The organism is Ercella succinigenes (assembly GCF_900002895.1).
Map to the genome: position 1 here is coordinate 1 of NZ_CDHP01000012.1, position 19,981 is coordinate 19,981.

Sequence of the window (19,981 nt, forward strand, 5' to 3'; positions counted from 1 at the left end):
TACGGCTGTTTTTGCTTTGCCGGAAGCCTATCGCAAACGACTGAGAACCAGTAACAGCATAGAACGACTCAACGAAGAGCTACGTCGTAGGGAACGCGTTATACGGATATTCCCCAATGATGACAGTCTTATCCGACTGATGGGAGCAGTTCTGATGGAGCACCATGAAAAATGGTTGACCGGCAAAAAGTATTTCATAATGGATCGCTACTTTGATGAGAGAGAAACAGCAAGAAAAGAAGCGTTAGCAGAACGAGCAGCATACCTGCATGTTGTCACCTGATTCATGCAGATACCGGAAGACAATTTACACCAACTTTTTGGACTTGACTTGGGGGACAGATGAATGAATAAAAAATATATATTTAAAAATTGGTTCCCCATTTTAGTTATAATAATATTTGTTTTGTGGATAAGCATACCAATAATCTTGATGTTGCAACAGTCAGTAAAGCCTAGAATAATAATGTTTTCAGATCCACCACAATTAATATACCGACCAACTTTAGAGCATTTTAAAAAGATTTTTTCTCAAAACAGCATTTTGCCAAATATGTTTAACAGCGTGATAGTTGGTTTATTTTCTACAGTATTTTGCTTAATTATGGGGACTACCTGTTCGTACTCTCTAGCGAGATTAAAAATTCCAGGGAAACATCTATGGGCTTTTTTAATATTAATGACAAGAATGGTTCCGGTCGGAGCACTAATGATGCCGCTGTATGTTATTATGCGAAAAATAGGTATTGCTAACTCTTTTGCCGCCATAATTATAGCTCATATAACGCTTAATTTGCCTTTTTCTATTTGGATGCTAAAAGGGTTCTTCAATGATATTCCTTTAGAACTTGAGGAAGCTGCAGAAGTGGATGGCTGTTCAAAATTTAAAACTTTTGTTTCTATATCATTGCCTCTTGCCGCTCCAGGAATAGTTGCTACAGGTATTCTAGTTTTATTAAATTCTTGGAATGAATTTATGTTTGCACTTGTTCTTTCTGGTCGATCAACAAGAACACTTCCAGTAGGAATATCTTCTTTTGTGGGCTCTGTATCTATTGATTGGGGAGGGAGTTCTGCTGCTGCTGCAATTGCTTGTGTTCCTGTTTTTATTGCAGGTATATTTATTCAAAAATATATTGTGCGTGGAATGACAGCTGGTGCAGTAAAAGGATAATTACAGAAAATGAAAGGTTTGTTTAATTATGATGAATAGAATGTATCAGGAAATCATGCAAGGCAAAGATGTAGCTTTAAATTGCATTAATAATATGGACGATAAAATGTCGTCAATAGCTAAAAATATTAAAAATTTTGATCCTTTTAATGTTGTTATTGCTGCGCGTGGAACTAGTTGTAATGCTGCAAAATATGCCAAATATCTTATAGAAATCTATTGCGGACTACCAGTAACTATTGTATATCCTTCGGTAGTTACCAAATATAATGGAGTGCTAAATCTTCATAAATCTTTGGTTATAGGGATTTCTCAGTCTGGCGCTGCAGAAGACGTAAGTGCTATTTTAGAAAGAGCAAATAAAAATGGAGCCTTGACAATTGCAATTACGAATACAGAAGGTTCATTGTTGATGCGTACTGCAAAGATAGGAATAGACTGTGATGCGGGTAGAGAACACAGTGTTGCAGCAACTAAAACCTTTGTAGCCCAATTAACAATAATTACTCTTCTTGTTTCAAAATTAAGCGGAAATGAAAGTATTTCTAAAAGCATATCTTTGATTCCAGAAGCTATGAGCGAAAGTTATTCCAAAATTGATTCCATAAAAAAACTTGCAAAAAGATATGCTTTTGCAGATGAATGTATGGTGCTTGCTCGTGGCGTTTCCTATCCCGTAGCTTTAGAATTTGCTATAAAAATGCAAGAAGCTTGTTACATAAGGGCGCATGGTTTTGCTATTAGTGATTTTGCACATGGGCCGATTGCAATGTTAGAGCGCTCTATCCCTGTATTTATTATAGACGTGGATAAAGAAACAAATGATGATGTTCTAGAAATGCTGGTTCGGATTAAAAATCTGGGAGTTGAAGCTATGCTTATAACAAGCAATAAAGCATTTAATGGTGATGCAAAATATCAAATGATAAACTTGCCAGAATGGTGTGATGGTATTTGCGGAATATTTGCTGCAACAATAATAATGCAGCTCATGACTTGCTTTATTTCCATAGAAAAAGGTATAAATCCTGATTCGCCAAGAAGTCTGACAAAAATAACAATAACAAGATGATCTATTTTTTGATGAGGTGCTTAAATGAAAAACAATAATCTAAAAATAGGTATCATTGGCTGCAATGGTATTGCTTATCAAAAGCACCTTCCTGGACTTAAAGCAAATTCCGAATTGTGTGAAATCAGTGCTTTTTGTGATACTAATATTAAGAGAGCCCAAAAAGCTGCAAAAGAATATGGCGGCTCAGAATCACACGTTTATGATGACTATAAAAAATTACTGGAAAATGAAAATATTGATGTTGTTCATATATTAACACCAAACGCATTTCACTGTCCTATGACCATAGATAGTTTCAGGGCAGGGAAACATGTTATGTGTGAAAAACCAATGGCTAGAACATCTAAAGAAGCTCAAGATATGCTAGAGGCATGGAAAAAAAGCGGTAAGCAGTTCACCATTTCTTATCAAAATCGCTTTCGCAAAGACGTCCAACTATTACACAAGTCTTGCAGGGAAGGACTTTTAGGGGAGATCTATTTTGCAAAAGCAACAGCAATAAGACGAAGGGGTGTTCCTACTTGGGGGGATTTTCTTAATAAATCTTTACAAGGAGGAGGCCCTCTTATTGATATTGGAACGCATGCGTTAGATCTTACTTTGTGGCTGATGAATAACTATCAAGTTGAGAGTGTTAGTGGCAGTGCTTTTTATAAGCTTGGCAAAAACGCAGATGCTATGTGCGGAAATATTTTTGGAGATTGGAATACTGAGAAATATGAAGTGGAAGACTCGGCTTTTGGTTTCATTAAAATGAAAAACGGAGCAACTATAATTATAGAATCTTCTTGGGCTTTAAACATAAATAAATCATGTGAAGCGTCCACTACTTTGTGCGGGACAAAAGCAGGTGCAGAATTGCGTCCCGGAGAAGGAAATAACTATGATGAATTGCACTATAATAGATGTGAAGACGGTGTTTTGCTAGATGAGTCTATTTCAATCGGTGGTAAGAAAAATGGAGTTGCCGATTATATGGCAGAATTAGGTAGAATTGAAATGAAACAATGGCTGACAGCAATTATTGAAGGGAAAAAGCCTGTTGTGGATCCTATTCAAGCTTTTAATGTTACCAGAATTCTGGAGGCAATTTATACATCTTCAAACGAAGGAAGGGAAATTCATTTTTAGTAGAATAAACCCTTCATGACTAAAGTTATAGGATAAGCATGCTTAAAAGATTAACATCTTAAATTTGTAGATGTTAATCTTATTTATATATTTATCAATAAGGAGAAATGGTATATCAAAATTACAGTTTCCTACTTCTTTAAGGGAAACTCTTTATGATTTTAGAATTCCCTATTTTTTACAATTTTGTTTAATAAGTCTGAGGAATATCGTCCAATCAATTGCAATTTATGCAAAAACGTGCTTTATAATCATATATTAATATCATAGAAATTTTTAAATTGTATTGCCTGACAGAGAGGTAAAAACGATTAATGAGAAAAAAAATCAATAGTAAATTGTATATGACATATATAGTTATAACATTGATGTTCAGCTTGTCTTTGGTTGCAGCATTTTATTTTCTTAATTCATCTACAATTAAAGATAATGCTCAGAATAATCTTAATCAAACAAATCAGACGGTATTAAATCAAATTGATTCTCATATTAAACAGCTGGATATAGTATCAACAGATATAGTGAGCAGTACAGAATTCCTTATTCATTTTAAACTGATACTTGGTGAAGACGTACGGCCGCAATCTGATTTTTCTGAACAACATTCAAATAGTATCTTGAAAAGAATTTTAATTGAGGCACTTGTGGGGCAATATGATATTTACCGTATCTCGCTTATTTCATTAAAAGGAGATTTCATATCTACGGGCGAAACAAATCTCGATTCGAAAGAAGTTAGTAGCTATTTGCTTAATAATGGTTGGATTGACAATCCGGCAACAGTAGAAGGTGGCAAATTTTTAGTTCCCCCTCATACTGATAACTGGCTCTCGGAGTCTAGTCAGCAGGTGATTTCACTTATAAGAGCAATAAATCTTAATGGAGAAACAGTCGGTTTTATAGAGCTTCAACAAAAAATTGAAGTGATAGAGAATATTCTTTCTCCACAAATAGACGGATACCCCTTGAGAACAATATTAGTAGAAGATAACGGAAATATCTTTTTTGATTCAGTGTCTGGAAATCCAGATATCAACATATATGACAAAATACGAGAACTGCTTCGTCATTATAGGAGGCAAACTGTAATGTACGAGGATGGTTTTCTTAACATGGGATTATCTAGATATTTTGACTGGCAGTTAGCTCTCTATATTCCAGCGAATGTTGTTTATAGCTCGTATAGGTTTCTTTTTGTCGTTAATTTTACGATATCTCTAATGATAACTGCAATTTCAGTGCTTTTTTTCTCCTATTTTATTCGTAAGATAACAAGGCCTATTTTAAAATTGGTTCAAGATTTTGAAAATACCAATATAGACAATTTATATAGGTCAGAGTATCGGGAAACAAATAGTTATGAAGCGGAAGTGTTAAACAAGGCTTTTGATGAAATGGTAGAAAGATTGTCAGAATCAATTAATGAAAGGCGCAAATTGCAGGATTTGCAGACAAAAGCGGCTTTTGATGCTTTGCAATCGCAAATAGGTCCACATTTTCTTTACAATACTTTGGGAAGCATAGCAAACATGTGCGAGAATAATGATAGTGAAAATGCAGCAAATGCTTGCTATAATCTGACTGATATTCTTAGGTATTCTTCTAATTTCAAACATCCCATTGTAACTCTAAACCAGGAAATACAAACACTAAAGGCTTATTTGTATTTGATGAAGACAAGATATCGTCATAGATTGGAGTATGATTTTATTATTGAAGAAAGTTTTGAACATGTTAAAATGCCCAGATTAACTATGCAGCCATTAGTTGAAAATGCCATAAAATATAGTTTGTTGGAACAAGAAGTAGTAAGTGTAGTGATAAAAATAAGTCGGTTTGATAATTTTTTAATTATTAAAGTCGAAGATAATGGCAAGGGTATTTCGCAACATGAATTGAATAAAATAGAGAAAAGATTATTCCAGCTGTACTCTAATATAGAAAATGAGAATAGTGAAATTGTAAATATTGGAGGAGCAGGTCTCATAGGTACAATTGTTAGATTGAAAATATTTTATGGTGCAGACTTTAGATACATATTAGCTTCATCACAAAATGGTGGTGCAAAGATAGAACTATATATTCCATTGGAGGATCAATAATGTATTCTGTTTATCTTGTGGATGATGAACCTTTTGTAATAGAGTCTCTGAGAAAAATAGTTAATAACATGGCTTCAGAGTTCAAAGTTGTAGGCTGGTCTTATGATGCCATAACAGCAATTGAAAAAGTTAAAAAATGCAAACCTGATCTATTAATAACAGATATAAAAATGCCGGGAGTTAGTGGTCTTGAATTAATTGAAGATATAGGACGGGAGGGCCTTGATCTAACAATTATAGTTGTGAGTGGATTTGATGATTACGATTATGTGAGAAAAGCTTTTTTGCTTGGTGCCGAAGATTATATTCTTAAGCCAGTGGTTCCTGCAAAATTTATTGCTTTGCTAAAAAATATAAAAATTAAGCTAGGGAATAGAGAGGAAGAACAAGTTTTACCGTATAAGAAAAAGCATGTGTCTTATCCGAAAAAAATTTCTGATAATGAACTGCTTTTAGTTTCAATTTGCGATTATCTTGAACAAAATCTAAAGGGAGAGACTTCAATTGCATTTATTTGCAATAAGTTTTCCATATCACAACCTTTTCTCAGTAAATTATTTAAGAAGTACTTGAATTCTACTTACAATGAGTATGTAACAATGATAAAAATAGATATGGCAAAACATCTTCTTAGCAGTCGGCAGGATATGCTTATAAGCACAATTGCTGATCTTACAGGATATGCTAACCAGTATTATTTTAGCCATGTTTTTAAGCAGATCGTGGGCGTTTCACCTTCTGAATTCCGATCATTAAACAACTAAAGTTTTTTGTTTTATATCTTTGCCGATACAGATTTGTTTCATTTTTTATAAGACTAGCAGATTAATGATTTATGTGAGCAGATTTGGTTTTTAGATTTTATAAAAACTGTTTTGGAATCTGTATTTTGTTAATGTGCACACAATATATAATCAGGTCATAAGTTTTATTGTTGCTTTATACAAACACCAAAACTGGAGGCCTGTTAAAATGTCTGATCTTCTTGAACTTAATGGTATTGTTAAAACTTTTCCTGGTGTGTTGGCACTTAATAATATGCAATTTAATTTGCGAGCAAAAGAAATACATGCTGTTTGTGGTGAAAATGGTGCCGGGAAATCTACTTTAATGAAAATAATATCTGGAGTATACCAACCAGATTCAGGAAAAATAATGATAAGTGGTGAAATGAAGAATTTTGCAACACCGATGGAATCTTTAGAGGCAGGAATAGCAGTTATTTATCAGGAAACAAGCCTTTTTGAAGAAATGACAGTTCTGGAAAATCTTTTTCTTTGTCATGAAATTCAGAAAAAAATACTAGGGGTGTTGCCTGTTATAGACTATAAAACAATGCGGAAAAAAGTTGAAAGCACTTTTTCCAAATTGGATACGGATATAGATCTTGATTCAAAAATAAAAGATTTAGGTATGGCTCAAAAACAGATGGTAGAAATAGCCAAGGCTCTCACTTACGATTCAAAAATTCTTATTTTGGATGAACCTACAGCTTCTCTTACACAGAGGGAAGTAGATGCTCTTTTTAGAATTGTAAGAAAACTAAGGGATGAGGGTGTAGGAATTGTTTATATAAGTCATCGTTTAGAAGAAATATTTGAGCTTTGTAATCGAGTAACAGTTATTAGAGACGGAGAATATGTGTCTACAAAAGAAGTTTTTTCTACTTCTCATGACGAATTGGTTGCAGATATGGTAGGAAGGGCAATATCCTGCTATTATCCCAAAGCGGAATCAAAAATAGGTGAAAGATTATTTGAAGTAGAAAATTTGAGCATTGCAGGTTTAATAAATGATATAAATTTCCATGTCTCAAAAAATGAGATAGTAGGGTTTGCAGGTTTGGCAGGGGCTGGTAGAACGGAAATGGCTCAGGCAATATGTGGTTTGATAAAAAGAAAAAGTGGCGAAATACGATTAAATAATAATATTCTTAGTATAAATAATTATCGTGATGCTAAAGCGGCAGGAATCGTTTATGTTTCTGAAGATAGAGGTAAATACGGTTTAATAACGGATATGAGTATTAGTCATAATTTGTCTATGCCTCAACTTAAAAAACTTTCAAAATATGGATTTATAAATTTTAATCAAGAAAAAATTTTAGCGAAGAAGTATATCTCCGATATAGGCATAAAAGCTCCTAATGAGGATTTTCTTGTAAAAAATCTTTCTGGTGGAAATCAGCAAAAAGTTTCTGTTTCTAAGGCTCTCGCTCTTGAGCCTTGCTTGTTGATCCTGGATGAACCTACTCGAGGGGTCGATGTGGGTGCTAAGGCAGAAATACATAAGCTAATCAGTGATCTGACTCTTAAAGATTTAAGTATCATAATCATATCTAGTGAATTACCCGAATTACTTTGCATGTGTGATCGTATATATGTAATGACAGAAGGCGAAATAGCTGCTTGTTTCGATCAAAAAGAAGCTACTCAAGAGAATATTTTAAAGATAGCACTTAAAGCTACCTGACAAAGTCAATTATAGATGAGAGGTTAAAATGATAATACTTAAAAAGAAAACATCGGAATTATATTTGTTTATTCTTTTAATAGTGATCTTAGCATTTTTGCTAATTGCAACAGAAGGCAGATTTTTTACCACGAATAATGTAATGAGTATACTATATCGATTGAGCTATGTAATGATAGCTGCTATTGGCATGAATATGATAATACTTACATCTAACATTGACGTATCTGCAGGCGCTCTGGTTTCTGTTGTATGCATTGTTATAGCTGCTATTGGCAAAATAGGAGCACCTATACCAATTCTAATTGTTGCCTCTATCATTATGGGAGCTTTTTTAAGCATTATTAATGCATTATTTATAACTAAATTACGTATTCCTGCGATTGTTGCTACTCTAGCTACATCACAGCTTTTTGCCGGTATATTACCGATTGTTGTTGAAGGTTCAATATATGATTTGCCAACTAGTTTTACATGGTTGGGATTTGAAGCAAAGATTTTTGGGATTATACCTCTAAGCGTTGTTATTATGTTTTTCTTGCTTTTGATATCAATTTTTTTCATGAGATATTCTAAATTTGGAAAAACAATTTACGCTATTGGCAATAACGAGCAAGCTGCAAGATATGCGGGTGTTAATGTAAATAGAACGATTATTATTGTATACGCAATAGCTGGTGCACTTTTTGGCATATCGGCTACTATAATTGCTACTGTCAGTCAACGTGTCACTACAACAATGGGTAGTGGTCTTGAAATGGTTTTTATTGCCAGCGTAGTGCTTGGTGGTACAAGCATAAGTGGAGGCAGAGGAAGTATTTTTGGAACTTTCATTGGGGCTGTTATTTTATCTCTAATTTCACCGGCCATAAATTATTTAGGAATAAATTCAGATTGGTCGGATGCTATTATGGGTGCGATTATAATAATTTCTGTTGTCTTTAGTGAAATAAATAATAAAAAAGTTTCTGGAAGAGTAAGAAGTTTCAACATTCAGAACAAGCAAATAAAATCTTCTTAAAAGAAACAATTGAGTATATTTAGCCAAAAAATTCAAGCAAACAGACAAGGGGATAAAAAATGACTGGGGAAAAAAGAATCAAAATTAAACTCACATTCAATAGAGTATTAATTTTACTTATGCTGATACTTTTCGTTTCAATATCAATTGCCAATACAAATTTTCTTTATCCCGATTATTTGATTGGGGTAATGATAAGAAATATCATTGAAATAGGAATGATGGCATTGCCGCTCACTTTAATAGTTATAACAGGTGGTATAGATTTGTCAGTAGGCTCAATTATGGTGCTGAGTGCAATGTCTGGTGGCATGATAGCTGCTCAGACTGGAAGTTCCACAGCTGGACTAATAGCTACTTTAATGACTGGTCTTTTATGCGGTGCATTTAATGGTCTCCTTGTAACTCGTTTTAGAATATCTCCTTTGATTGCAACTTTGGCAACTATGTATCTTTTTATGGGAATTGCTCGGGGAATTTCTATAGGTGATAGTGTATACAGTTATAAAGCAAGCAATTTCTTAGGCAGTAGTCAATTTTTGGGGTTACCTATTCAGATATTCTTTTATATAATTCTGGCAATTCTTTTCTATTTTATTCAAGCCAGAACTTCATACGGCCGAGTTTTATACGGTATAGGCTTAAATGAAAATGCTTCCAGATATTCAGGGGTTAGAATAGACCTTGTAAAAATATCCCTTTATTCGATGAGTGGATTAATTTGTGCCTTTTCCTCTCTTATCTGGTTAGGCCGATTCACAAGTATAAAATTTGATGCAGGTGCCAGTCTAAACCTTAAAGTTGTTACAGTAGTAGTTTTAGGTGGTACCAGTATATTAGGTGGTTCAGGGGAAATAAGTAGTACGGTTATTGCTACCTTAATTGTAGCTATATTAAATAGTGGTTTAACGGTATTGAACATACCTATCGACACACAAATAATTGTTCAAGGAATGGTTTTGATTATTAGTTTGATTGCATATTCCTTAATTAATGAAAGACTAAAGAAGAAATCAGTAATTCGACCTGTAGCCGAAAAGAATACAGAAGTGCAGCAGGAAGGGGGACTATAATAGTATAAGCTGCGATTTCACTATAGGGAAATATAAAAATACTGTTTTATTTATTATGAAAAATCAAATCGTTGTTGCCAAAATTTTGATTAATTAAATTAACCAGGAGGAAGAAAATGAAGAAAAATTTGTTAAAAAGAATAACTATTTTCATGATGACTGCTTTGTTAGTTGTACCAATGATACTGTCGTTAGCAGGATGCAAAAAAGAAAGTGACGTTATTAAAATAGCTATGCTTCCGAAGTTCAAAGGGGAGAATTATTTTGATGCTGCAAAGACAGGAGCTGAAGAAGCTGTGCAGGAATTAAACAAAGACGGAAAAGTCATTGAATTTTTGTACGATGGACCTCCACAGGATCAGGCTACCAATCAAAAACAGGTAGACATTCTTGAAGGTTGGATAGCTCAAAATGTTAACGTAATACTACTTAGCCCTAATGATCCTACAGCTATAGCAGAAACATTAAAAAAGGCTCAAGATAGAGGAATAAAAGTTCTTACTTTTGATGCCGATGCTCAAGAAGACGCTCGTGATCTTTTTGTAAACCAAGTTGTGGCTTCTGGTGTGGCACAAGGTTTGGTCGATGGAGCTGCCGGCAGCTTATCTGCAAAAGGTTATGGACATGATAATCCTGCCAATATTGCACTTATATCTTCTTCAAAAACAGATGCTAATCAGCAATCATGGCTTTCTGAAATTAAACTTTTATTGGAAACTGATGAATATAGTTGGCTTAAAATAGCAGATGAGAATTCAGATGTCTATTATCCTGGACCAGATGAGACCACAACTCAAACACAAGCTGGAACTCTTATATCAAGAATGGGTGAGGGTAGTGATCAAATCCAGGCTGCGATTGGTTTGACTTCAATGGCCACTCCTGCACTAGGATCACAATATCAAGCTGCCAGTGACAAGCCGGATGCTTCAAAAATTGCCATGACAGGTCTTGCAACCCCAAATGCTATAAAAGCATATATAAAAGATGATACCAATCCTCTTGATACAGGGGTTCTGTGGAATGTTATGGATCTTGGTTATCTGGCTGTACAATGCGGATATCAAATGGCAACAGAAAAGATAACCTCTTCTTCTGAAACAATTACTGCTGGTAGACTTGGAGATAGAACTATAGAAAATAAAATGGTTGTACTTGGCTCGGCACTTGTTTTTGATAATGCAGATGTTGATAAATACAATTACTAATATCCTATAAATAAATTTTATTTGTTAATTATTCAGGAGCAGGCAGATCGTGCCTGTTCCTGAAAATTTAAGGAGATGATTCAAATGACTTCCAAAGAAAGAGTGTTAAAGGCTTTCAAAAAACTTCCAGGTGTGGTTGACCGCGTTCCTGTGCAATTTGACCTTTGTAGGCAGTTGACTGATTATTTTGCTCAAAAATACAATATTGAATCAGATTATACTGTTTCATACTATGAAGATCTGACTTACAGAATATCTGCTAATGATATTCGAACGGCTATGGGAAGTGATTGCATAGTTGTAGGTGGTGAAATACGTCCAGATTTTATTTCGGAGATAATATCTGATAATGTAAGTACAAATGAATTTGGGATGCATATGAAACCAACTCCACTTTATATGGAAGTAGTTAAATGTCCATTGGAAGAAGCCGAAACTGTAGAAGATATTGAAAATTACGATTTCCCCGATGCATATGCACCAGGGCGTTTTGAAAAGGCCAAGAGAGACATAGAAAGATATGGTAAAGATTACTTTGTTATCGGAGATGTTGAAATTACGTTGTTTGAAATGGCCTGGCATCTAACCGGTCTTGAGAAATACATGGTAGATATGGCTTGTGAAGAAGAGTATATTGATGCTCTTAACGATAAAGTAGAAGAATGGTCTACAGGCCTTGCTTTGCAATTGGTAGATCTGGGAGTAGATGCGATATGGTTTGGAGAAGACCTTGGTAGCCAGACTTCTATGCTGATTTCTCCCGATATGTGGAGAGATATTTTCAAACCTCGATATGAAAGAATGATAAAAAAGCTTCGCGAAAAAAATCCTGATATAATAATTATAATTCATTCTGATGGTGCCGTTGCTCCACTGATTGATGATTTTATTGAACTAGGAGTAGATGTATATAATCCAGTTCAGCCTAATGTACCAGGGTCAGATCCCAAAGAGTTAAAGGACAAATATGGCGATAAAATCAATTTCTTTGGCGGTATTGACCAGCAAGAATTATTACCTAGAGGAGATTTTTTGGAAATTGAAAAAGAGGTAAAATCCCGTGTGAATATTCTAAATGATAACAATGGATATCTTTTAGCACCTGCTCATATTATTCAAGCAGATGTTAAACCAGAAACTGTTGAAAAAGTAATTCAATTGGCAAAAGCATTATAATTATTTAGTTAAGGCGGTGTTTTCTGAGCATTGTTTTCAGTAAATGCCGCCTTGTTTTTTTGATTTTCTATTCGTTATAAAAAGCAGTTTTTAGGACTGAAAGCATGCGAAGGGCATAGTCCAAAGTATCCTGGCTCAAAATGGTATGATTTAAATCGCTCTCATTTAAACTGTCTAAGATATCCATTTGCTGTAGTGTTTTTTGATCAATTGCTTCAAAAAGCAGTACTAAGACAGCAAGAGCATCTTTTTGATTTATGTTATTTTTCCATAATGTTTGATCATAATTTTCGAGTAACAGTCTGTTTTGCATTCGCAATGCATAAATGATATCTTCAGCTTTTTTTCTTATGTCTAAAGGGGTTTTGGTTATATTTAGAATGAACCGAAAGTTTATTTGGTGATTTTGAGTATATTCATATTTCCACTTTAGAAATTCTTCCAGACGTGTGAATAAATCGTATGGCATTTGCTGGATAAATTTATCTAAAAGTTGCTGCATTTCCTTAAATACTTTTTCCAGGCAAGAAAGATAGAGCGTTTGCTTGTTTGAAAAATGATGAAAAATCAGACCTTTGGCTACTTTGGCGTTTTCTGAGATCATATTTGTTGAAGCTTTATCGTAGCCCTTAAAGGCAAATTCTTGTATGGCATATATCAGGATATGCTCTTTTGTTTGTTCGGTCTTATTCAAATCATTTTTCATTTTTTATGCTCCTCGTTAAACATCCTTATACGATTTAAGAATTCCTGTGGTTGATCGTAATTTGTAATATGCCCTGCATTAAGTATAACTTCTTTTTTTATTAATTCATTCTGGCCGATTATTGACCATGCTTTTTCAATTTCTTTGTTTATATCTTTGTCTTTTTCTCCTTGAAGCAAATATACAGGAATATTTATATCTCTTAATAATTGGATGTAATCGTAGTTCGAAAGATGACAGCGTAGCTGATATATTGTTCTGCATCTGGTATAGGCGATTTTTAAATCTTCGCTAAACCGCAACTGAGCGTCTTTCTTGTCTGTGGTTGCCTTAGAAATTGTTTTTGCCATCCAGTTAGGGAATCTTTCCGGTAAAAAAACATCTACTAACCAAAGTGCAGGTTTCATCAAAGTTAGAGGCAATGAAATCTTGGGGGATGTTCCAAAGGTTGTTATGCTACTAAATATATTTTGTTGCTGGCATACTATCTCAAGTGCTACAACTCCTCCCATTGAGCAGGCTACGACGTGACACTTCTGCCATTTGTGAGCTTTTATCCACTTGATTACGTCATGAGCTAGCTCTTGCATACTTACATCTTCAAATTTATTGCTCGATGGGCGGGTTGACTTGCCATGATCTCTTAGGGAAATAGAAGCTACAGAGTAGTTATCGATGAGGTTAAGATACTCATGTTCGAATTGCTGCAAATTACCGCCACAACCGTGAAGAAAAAGAATTTTAGGTTTATTTTCTTTTTCTTTCAGATAATACTCAATTTTATGTGTTTGTAGATCAAAATATAATTCCATATTAACCTCCCGAAATTTTAGTCTTCGCTATTTTAATTGTCAACTAGTAATATTTTGTCAGTTCTTTTATTTGTTTTGACCGAGTGGTCAATTTGTGTGCTTTGATATTAACATGTATTGACCGAGTGGTCAATAAGATATTTTATAACCCTGAAATTTTGGATACGCCTTTTCATATATATATATTTAGATTAAGCTAAAAATCCCTGACAACACCTACATTAGATGGATTGTCAGGGATTAATAAAAACTGATTATTTACGAGCAGTTAAAAGTTTATTGTATCTGGGTCGGTAGAAAAACCAACACATCCTTTTAAATCAGCTATAAGCTGGACATCTTCTTTATCAAGTTCAAAATCGAATACCTCGGCATTTTCTTTGATGCGTGAAGGCGTTGATGATTTTGGCAGGGGCAGGTAGCCTCTTTGCAAACTCCAGCGAATACAAATTTGAGCTATGGATTTATTATATTTTTCAGCTAGATCTTTCATTTCAGGTACGTTGAAGATTTCTCCGACTCCGAATGGACTATATGCTTCCAGCAGCATGTCATGTTTACGACAGTAGTCTACTACTTCGTCTTGAGTATCTCCTGGGCAAAGTCTGATTTGATTGACCATAGGAGTAATAGTTGCTGTTTTCATTAATTCTTCTATATGATGCGGGTGGAAATTACTTATACCGATACTACGAATTCGGCCTTCTTTGTATAATTCCTCAAATGCTTTCCATGTTCCAGCGTTTGCCTCTTGCCAATTATTGCGAAAAGCAATAGGGTTGGGCCAATGGATCAGAAAGAGATCCATGTACTCCATGTTTAATTTGCGCATTGATTTTTCGAATGCTGCCATTGTTTTATCGTAGCCGTGTTCGCTATTTGTCAACTTAGATGTAATGAAGATCTCTTTACGATCAATACCTGATTCTTTGACTGCTTTGCCTACACTGGTTTCATTGCCATAACCTTGTGCCGTATCAATATGACGATAGCCGGCAGCTATTGCTGCTTTCACTGAAGAAACGCAATCGTCACCGTCTGGATTTTGCCAAGTTCCAAAACCTATACAGGGAATTTCTACCCCGTTTGATAATTTGTAGTAATCACTTAATGATTTCATTGTCTTTCCTCCTTGAGCTCCTTGCTGTTAAGTGTTACGATTTCATTTTGTTTTACTTATTGGTTCGCAAATCTGTCTTAATGAAATCTGTTAACTGACTTTTCTTGACGAGTTGTCAGATTTATATATATTATGATCTTAAACCTTAATGTTAACTTTAAGTCAAGAGGTTTCATATTGGATATAAAATATATTCTCAACCAGCTATAAAAAGACAACTTTGAAAATTTTATGAAGAAGAGGAGGAAATTATTAATGGGATATACAGTAAAAGCTATGGCAGAAAAATCTAAATTGAGTCCACATGTTCTTAGATATTATGAGAAAGAGGGGCTTTTGCCGCATGTGAAGCGAACTAAAGGAGGAATTCGTCATTATTCTGATGAGGATCTGGAGTGGCTTGGTCTGATTTGCTGTTTGAAAAACACCGGGATGTCAATTAAACAAATCAGGGATTTTGTTGATCTTAGCTTGCAAGGTGAAGAAACTCTTAAGGATAGATGCGAGATGTTAATTGAGCACCGGCATGAAGTTGAAGCTCATATCAAGGAAATGAACAGGCATCTTGAGGTAGTTGACCATAAAATAGCTTATTTTTCGAATCAGTATAAGGAGTTTGTTTCGGATAAAAATAGATGAAAAGCTTCTGTGGAGGTATAAATTGAGAATAGTTATTATTGAGGACGAGGAGAGAGCCAGAAGAGGGCTGGTATCAATGTTACAGCTTCTGGATAACCGTTGTGAAATTGTGGCACAGGCGGCTGACGGCAGAAGAGGATTAGAGCTTATTTTAAAACTTAAGCCTGATCTGGTTTTTACTGATATTATGATGCCTATAGTGGATGGTCTGGAAATGATCAAGCTGGTTCGTTCGGAGAAACTTGATACTCGTTTTGTGATTATAAGTGCGCATGAGAATTTCGATTATGCAAAGGAAGCTATTTCACAAAGTGTGACTGATTATATAGTCAAGCCGGTTCTGGTAGAGGAAGTTGATCATGTTTTAAAGAAGGCTTTTAAAGCTATTGAACAAAAAGTCTTTGAGCATTCATCTCAACAAATGCAGCAAAAAACAGAGCTATTATCGTCTGGTAAAGAATGTCATCCAGCGATTCATAAGGCTCTTGATATTATCTCCAACGAATATGCAGCAAAATTAACGCAGGACGAACTGGCACAGCGGCTTAGGATTACGCCGGCTTATTTTAGCTATCTTTTTCACAGAGATGTTGGTGTTACTTTTTCGACTTATCTAAAGCGTTACCGCATAGATATTGCTGCCAGTCTCTTAAAAGACAAGCAGATGAAGATTTATGATGTGGCAGCTATTACTGGTTATACGGACACGAAATATTTTTGCCGTGTTTTTAAGGAAATTATGAACTGTTCACCAACAGAGTATATGCGAGGTGTGTGTGAAGTAGACAAATAAAAGGCGTTTTTTTGATATTTTTATGTTTTGTTTGCTGAATATCTAAAAATAATCTACTGTTTGTAAAAATGTCTCTGATAATTATCCACCCATTAAAAATTCATAGGTTTTTTCGATTTAATCAAAACTCTAGAATTAGAGACACCAGACGTTTACAAATTTATGGGAGGGTAAATCTAATGAAAAAGAAAAGTATTTTAATTATTTCTATTTGCATGCTTCTGATTATGTCATTATTTGCTGGTTGCGGCGATAATGGCAGCACAACACAGCAAGGTGGAGGCAATGGTAACGGTGCAGAGACCACTTCTGGTGACTCTGCAGGCGGCGATGACAAAATAACTCTGGATTTGTGGCATTATTTTGGAGAACATGAGCAAACAGTTTTCGATGCGATGATTGAAAAATACAACAATGAAAATGACAAGAATATCAATGTTGTGGCAACTTTTGTTGCTAGAGAAGATTTAATGAAACAGTATACAATGGGCGCTGTTTCTGGCGAATTACCTGATCTGGGTATGGTTGATAATCCAGACCATGCTTCTTTTACCACTATGGGCGTTTTCCAGGATATTACTGATTTGGTAAATGGCTGGGGGCAGGTTGATCAATTTTTTGAAGGCCCTCTGAAGAGCACAACTCTTGATGGTAAAATATATGGTTTGCCTCATAATTCTAATTGCCTGGCTCTGATTTATAATAAAACAATGTTGGCAGATGCAGGTGTGGATGTACCTGAAACCTGGGATCAGCTAATGGCTGCTGCCGAGAAATTAACACAGGGCGATACTTATGGACTAGCTATATCGGCTGTTAAAAATGAAGAAGGTACCTTCCAGTTTATGCCATGGTTTATTTCGGCAGGTGGTTCTATTGAGGATCTTTCTTCTGATGAATGTGTTAATGCCCTGTCCTTTTTGACGGATATGATAAATAACGGCTATATGTCCAAGGACGTAATAAATTGGACACAGGCTGATGCTAATTCTCAATTTATCGGGGGCAAAGCTGCAATGCAAATTAACGGGCCGTGGAATATTGCAAATATCCAAAATGATGCTCCGGATTTAGATTTTGGTGTGGCCTTAGTACCAAAAGATAAAGTACATGCTTCTGTTCTTGGTGGAGAGAATTTTGGCATATGTGCAGGTGCTCCACTTGAAGAGAGTTTTGATGTCCTATCTTTCCTGATGAATAAAGAAAATGTAGCGGATTACTGTGAAGCAGGAGGTAAATTCCCTCCACGAGCAGATTCTATGGATCTGAAAGATATATGGACAAATGACCCTGTTTTCAGTGTTTTTGCAGAAGGTATGCAGTATGCTATGCCTCGTGGTCCTCATGCACGTTGGCCGGAAATCTCAGATGCTATGTCAACTGCAATGCACGAAGCTTTTACCGGAACAAAAACAGCAGAACAGGCTATGGCTGATGCTGCTGAAAAAGTCAATGAAATTATGAATTGAATGATTTATTCTATCCAAATTCTAAGTTGAATTTATTTCTATAATTAAATATGAAGACCGGGATGATCCCTGGAACATCCCGGTTTTAACTAAAGGAAGGGGAAGAATAAATGCATAAACTGCTTAGCAGCAGGTCGCGCGAGAACAGATCAGGATATTTATTTATTCTGCCGGCATTGCTTTACATGATTTTTTTGATTGGTTATCCGCTGATTTACAATTTTAATCTTTCACTTAAAAATCTTGATGTCATGACTTTTCGTGGTGACAGCTCTGTGTATGTCGGTCTGGAAAATTATCAAACTCTTTTGGCAGATCCTGTTTTTATGCAGGCTTTAAGACAAACTTTTGTATTTACTGTCTGGTGCCTGATTTTCCAATTTTCGTTTGGGTTTGTACTGGCTTTGTTTTTTAGCAAAAAATTCCCTCTGGCAGGTCTGATTCGCGGTACCATACTTGTTGGTTATATGATGCCAATGTCAGTTACTGCTTTGGTTTTTAAAAATATGTTTGCTACTGGCACAAATGAAGGTGTAATTAATTATATTCTCTCGGTAATTCGATTGGTGGACTCAGCTAGTCCTATTGGCTGGCTGATTGGTCAGAATGAAGCTATGTGGGCTGTTATAATTGCAAATTGCTGGGTTGGAATTCCTTTCAATATGCTGCTTTTGACTGGTGGTTTAAGTGGAATACCTGAGGATATATACGAGTCAGCTACCATTGATGGTGCAAATAGCTTTAGACGTTTTATTCATATTACTTTGCCTTTGCTTAAACCGGCAATTCTGTCTGTTTTGATGTTAGGGTTCATTTATACATTTAAAGTGTTTGATTTGATTTTTGTAATGACCAAAGGTGGGCCATTAAACGCTACACAGGTTCTTTCAACGTATTCTTATAGATTGTCTTTTAGTGAATATAGATTTTCTATGGGTGCGGCCGGAGCTGTAATTCTGTTTCTTTGCCTTATGGTTGTGGGACTTTTCTATTTGTGGCTGGTGCGTAATGAAGAAGCAAATTAAAGGCGATGTTCTTTATATTAAGCTTTTAAGGGGGTTAAGGCATGATGTCTGAAATCATAACCAAACATAAAACAGGACATAGTCGATTTTCTTCTTATATGTCTTCTGCTACAATTCGCAGAAAAATTATTTTGATGATTGTGGGTTTAATTACAGGATTAATTTTTCTTTTCCCGCTTTATTGGCTGGCAATAAATTCGTTTAAAACAGATTTAGAAATTTTTTCAGGGCTAACATTTTATCCGCATATTTTTACGGTTAAACCATGGGTTGAACAATTGACTAGTCGAGATTTTCTTGCTTCATTGAGAAACAGTTTCTTTATTGCGACAATATCAATGATGATTTCTTTTGTTCTGGGAGTGTCGGCTGCTTATGGTCTGGCAAGATTTGCTATCAAGGGAAAGGCAATGGTGCTTTTGGTTTTTCTCGTTACCCAGATGATGCCTTCATCTCTTTTGTTGACACCACTTTTTCTGACTTTCTCGAGATTTAATTTGTTGAATTCATACAGTGCTCCGGCAATGGCGATTGCTTCTGGATCGGTACCATTTATTGTTATTACACTAAGGCCATATTTTTCAAGATTGCCAAAATCTCTTGATGATGCAGCACGTATTGATGGTTGTAGTGTGTTTGGATCTTTCATCAGAATTATGCTGCCGATTATAAGAACCGGCTTGATTACGATTATAGTTATAAGCTTCTTGCACGGCTGGAATGATCTAATCTATTCCATGACCTTTAATGTGAATGACAGTATGCGACCGCTTACTGCAAATATATACAAGTATATGGATAAATATGGTACTAAATGGAATTACATAATGGCCTATGGTATGATTCTCGTCATACCGGTTACTCTTATGTTTACATTCCTTCAAAAATATATTGTCGGAGGATTGGCTGCAGGTGCTGTTAAGGAATAGAGTTTAGATAAAGGACTTGATTATTTTGAGTTCTCAAAAGCTTTTGTTGGAGGACG

At 35.2% G+C, this 19,981-nt stretch carries 19 protein-coding genes; 16 read left to right on the top strand and 3 right to left on the bottom strand.

All coding sequences use genetic code 11. The features are described 5' to 3' along the window. The 11 genes from AC0KSB_RS03760 to AC0KSB_RS03810 all read left to right on the top strand — a co-directional run. Positions 1-283, top strand: a 283-nt coding sequence (locus AC0KSB_RS03760; RefSeq protein ID WP_472306876.1) for a transposase, incomplete at its 5' end; no start/stop codon positions are given. A 63-nt stretch (positions 284-346) separates the two neighbouring features. After that, on the top strand, positions 347-1,174 hold the full coding sequence (locus AC0KSB_RS03765; RefSeq protein ID WP_472306877.1) for a carbohydrate ABC transporter permease: 828 nt from the start codon (positions 347-349) through the stop codon (positions 1,172-1,174). A gap of 28 nt (positions 1,175-1,202) precedes the next feature. Continuing rightward, a complete protein-coding gene (locus tag AC0KSB_RS03770; RefSeq protein WP_472306878.1) occupies positions 1,203-2,246 on the top strand; it encodes an SIS domain-containing protein in 1,044 nt (347 codons plus the stop codon). Between the two features lie 24 nt (positions 2,247-2,270). Beyond that, positions 2,271-3,380, top strand: a complete 1,110-nt coding sequence (locus AC0KSB_RS03775; protein WP_472306879.1) for a Gfo/Idh/MocA family protein — start codon at positions 2,271-2,273, stop codon at positions 3,378-3,380. Between the two features lie 314 nt (positions 3,381-3,694). After that, the gene (locus AC0KSB_RS03780) at positions 3,695-5,482 is read left to right on the top strand and encodes a cache domain-containing sensor histidine kinase (RefSeq protein WP_472306880.1); all 1,788 of its coding nucleotides are present in this window, start codon (positions 3,695-3,697) and stop codon (positions 5,480-5,482) included. Continuing rightward, positions 5,482-6,246: a response regulator transcription factor gene (locus tag AC0KSB_RS03785; RefSeq protein WP_472306881.1), complete on the top strand. Its 765-nt coding sequence runs from the start codon at positions 5,482-5,484 to the stop codon at positions 6,244-6,246. The genes AC0KSB_RS03780 and AC0KSB_RS03785 overlap by 1 nt, the downstream gene beginning before the upstream one ends. A 208-nt stretch (positions 6,247-6,454) precedes the next feature. Continuing rightward, complete coding sequence (locus AC0KSB_RS03790) at positions 6,455-7,954, top strand: sugar ABC transporter ATP-binding protein (RefSeq protein ID WP_472306882.1); 1,500 nt, start codon at positions 6,455-6,457, stop codon at positions 7,952-7,954. A gap of 28 nt (positions 7,955-7,982) precedes the next feature. Continuing rightward, entirely contained in the window at positions 7,983-8,975 is a 993-nt protein-coding gene (locus AC0KSB_RS03795) for an ABC transporter permease (RefSeq protein WP_472306883.1), read from the top strand. Positions 8,976-9,034: 59 nt separating this feature from the next. Next, positions 9,035-10,048 (top strand): ABC transporter permease, encoded by a 1,014-nt coding sequence (locus tag AC0KSB_RS03800; protein ID WP_472306884.1) that lies wholly within the window; start codon positions 9,035-9,037, stop codon positions 10,046-10,048. 116 nt (positions 10,049-10,164) lie between these two features. Further along, positions 10,165-11,256 (top strand): autoinducer 2 ABC transporter substrate-binding protein, encoded by a 1,092-nt coding sequence (locus tag AC0KSB_RS03805; RefSeq protein ID WP_472306885.1) that lies wholly within the window; start codon positions 10,165-10,167, stop codon positions 11,254-11,256. Between the two features lie 84 nt (positions 11,257-11,340). Beyond that, positions 11,341-12,432 (top strand): uroporphyrinogen decarboxylase family protein, encoded by a 1,092-nt coding sequence (locus tag AC0KSB_RS03810; protein ID WP_472306886.1) that lies wholly within the window; start codon positions 11,341-11,343, stop codon positions 12,430-12,432. Between the two features lie 67 nt (positions 12,433-12,499). Here AC0KSB_RS03810 and AC0KSB_RS03815 read toward each other — a convergent pair whose 3' ends face one another. The 3 genes from AC0KSB_RS03815 to AC0KSB_RS03825 all read right to left on the bottom strand — a co-directional run bounded on the left by AC0KSB_RS03815 (position 12,500) and on the right by AC0KSB_RS03825 (position 15,070). Continuing rightward, positions 12,500-13,138, bottom strand: coding sequence for a TetR/AcrR family transcriptional regulator (locus tag AC0KSB_RS03815; RefSeq protein ID WP_472306887.1), 639 nt, complete (start codon positions 13,136-13,138; stop codon positions 12,500-12,502). Further along, positions 13,135-13,950, bottom strand: a complete 816-nt coding sequence (locus AC0KSB_RS03820; protein ID WP_472306888.1) for an alpha/beta fold hydrolase — start codon at positions 13,948-13,950, stop codon at positions 13,135-13,137. The genes AC0KSB_RS03815 and AC0KSB_RS03820 overlap by 4 nt, the downstream gene beginning before the upstream one ends. A gap of 268 nt (positions 13,951-14,218) precedes the next feature. Beyond that, a complete protein-coding gene (locus AC0KSB_RS03825; RefSeq protein WP_472306889.1) occupies positions 14,219-15,070 on the bottom strand; it encodes an aldo/keto reductase in 852 nt (283 codons plus the stop codon). Between the two features lie 255 nt (positions 15,071-15,325). Between AC0KSB_RS03825 and AC0KSB_RS03830 the strand changes: the two genes are divergently transcribed. The 5 genes from AC0KSB_RS03830 to AC0KSB_RS03850 all read left to right on the top strand — a co-directional run bounded on the left by AC0KSB_RS03830 (position 15,326) and on the right by AC0KSB_RS03850 (position 19,925). Then, on the top strand, positions 15,326-15,709 hold the full coding sequence (locus AC0KSB_RS03830; protein WP_472306890.1) for a MerR family transcriptional regulator: 384 nt from the start codon (positions 15,326-15,328) through the stop codon (positions 15,707-15,709). A gap of 22 nt (positions 15,710-15,731) precedes the next feature. Next, positions 15,732-16,502 (top strand): response regulator transcription factor, encoded by a 771-nt coding sequence (locus tag AC0KSB_RS03835; RefSeq protein WP_472306891.1) that lies wholly within the window; start codon positions 15,732-15,734, stop codon positions 16,500-16,502. Between the two features lie 179 nt (positions 16,503-16,681). Next, positions 16,682-17,971, top strand: coding sequence for an ABC transporter substrate-binding protein (locus tag AC0KSB_RS03840; RefSeq protein ID WP_472306892.1), 1,290 nt, complete (start codon positions 16,682-16,684; stop codon positions 17,969-17,971). 110 nt (positions 17,972-18,081) lie between these two features. Continuing rightward, the gene (locus tag AC0KSB_RS03845; RefSeq protein ID WP_472306893.1) at positions 18,082-18,996 is read left to right on the top strand and encodes a carbohydrate ABC transporter permease; all 915 of its coding nucleotides are present in this window, start codon (positions 18,082-18,084) and stop codon (positions 18,994-18,996) included. Between the two features lie 41 nt (positions 18,997-19,037). Beyond that, the gene (locus tag AC0KSB_RS03850; RefSeq protein ID WP_472306894.1) at positions 19,038-19,925 is read left to right on the top strand and encodes a carbohydrate ABC transporter permease; all 888 of its coding nucleotides are present in this window, start codon (positions 19,038-19,040) and stop codon (positions 19,923-19,925) included. Positions 19,926-19,981: the final 56 nt, after the last annotated feature.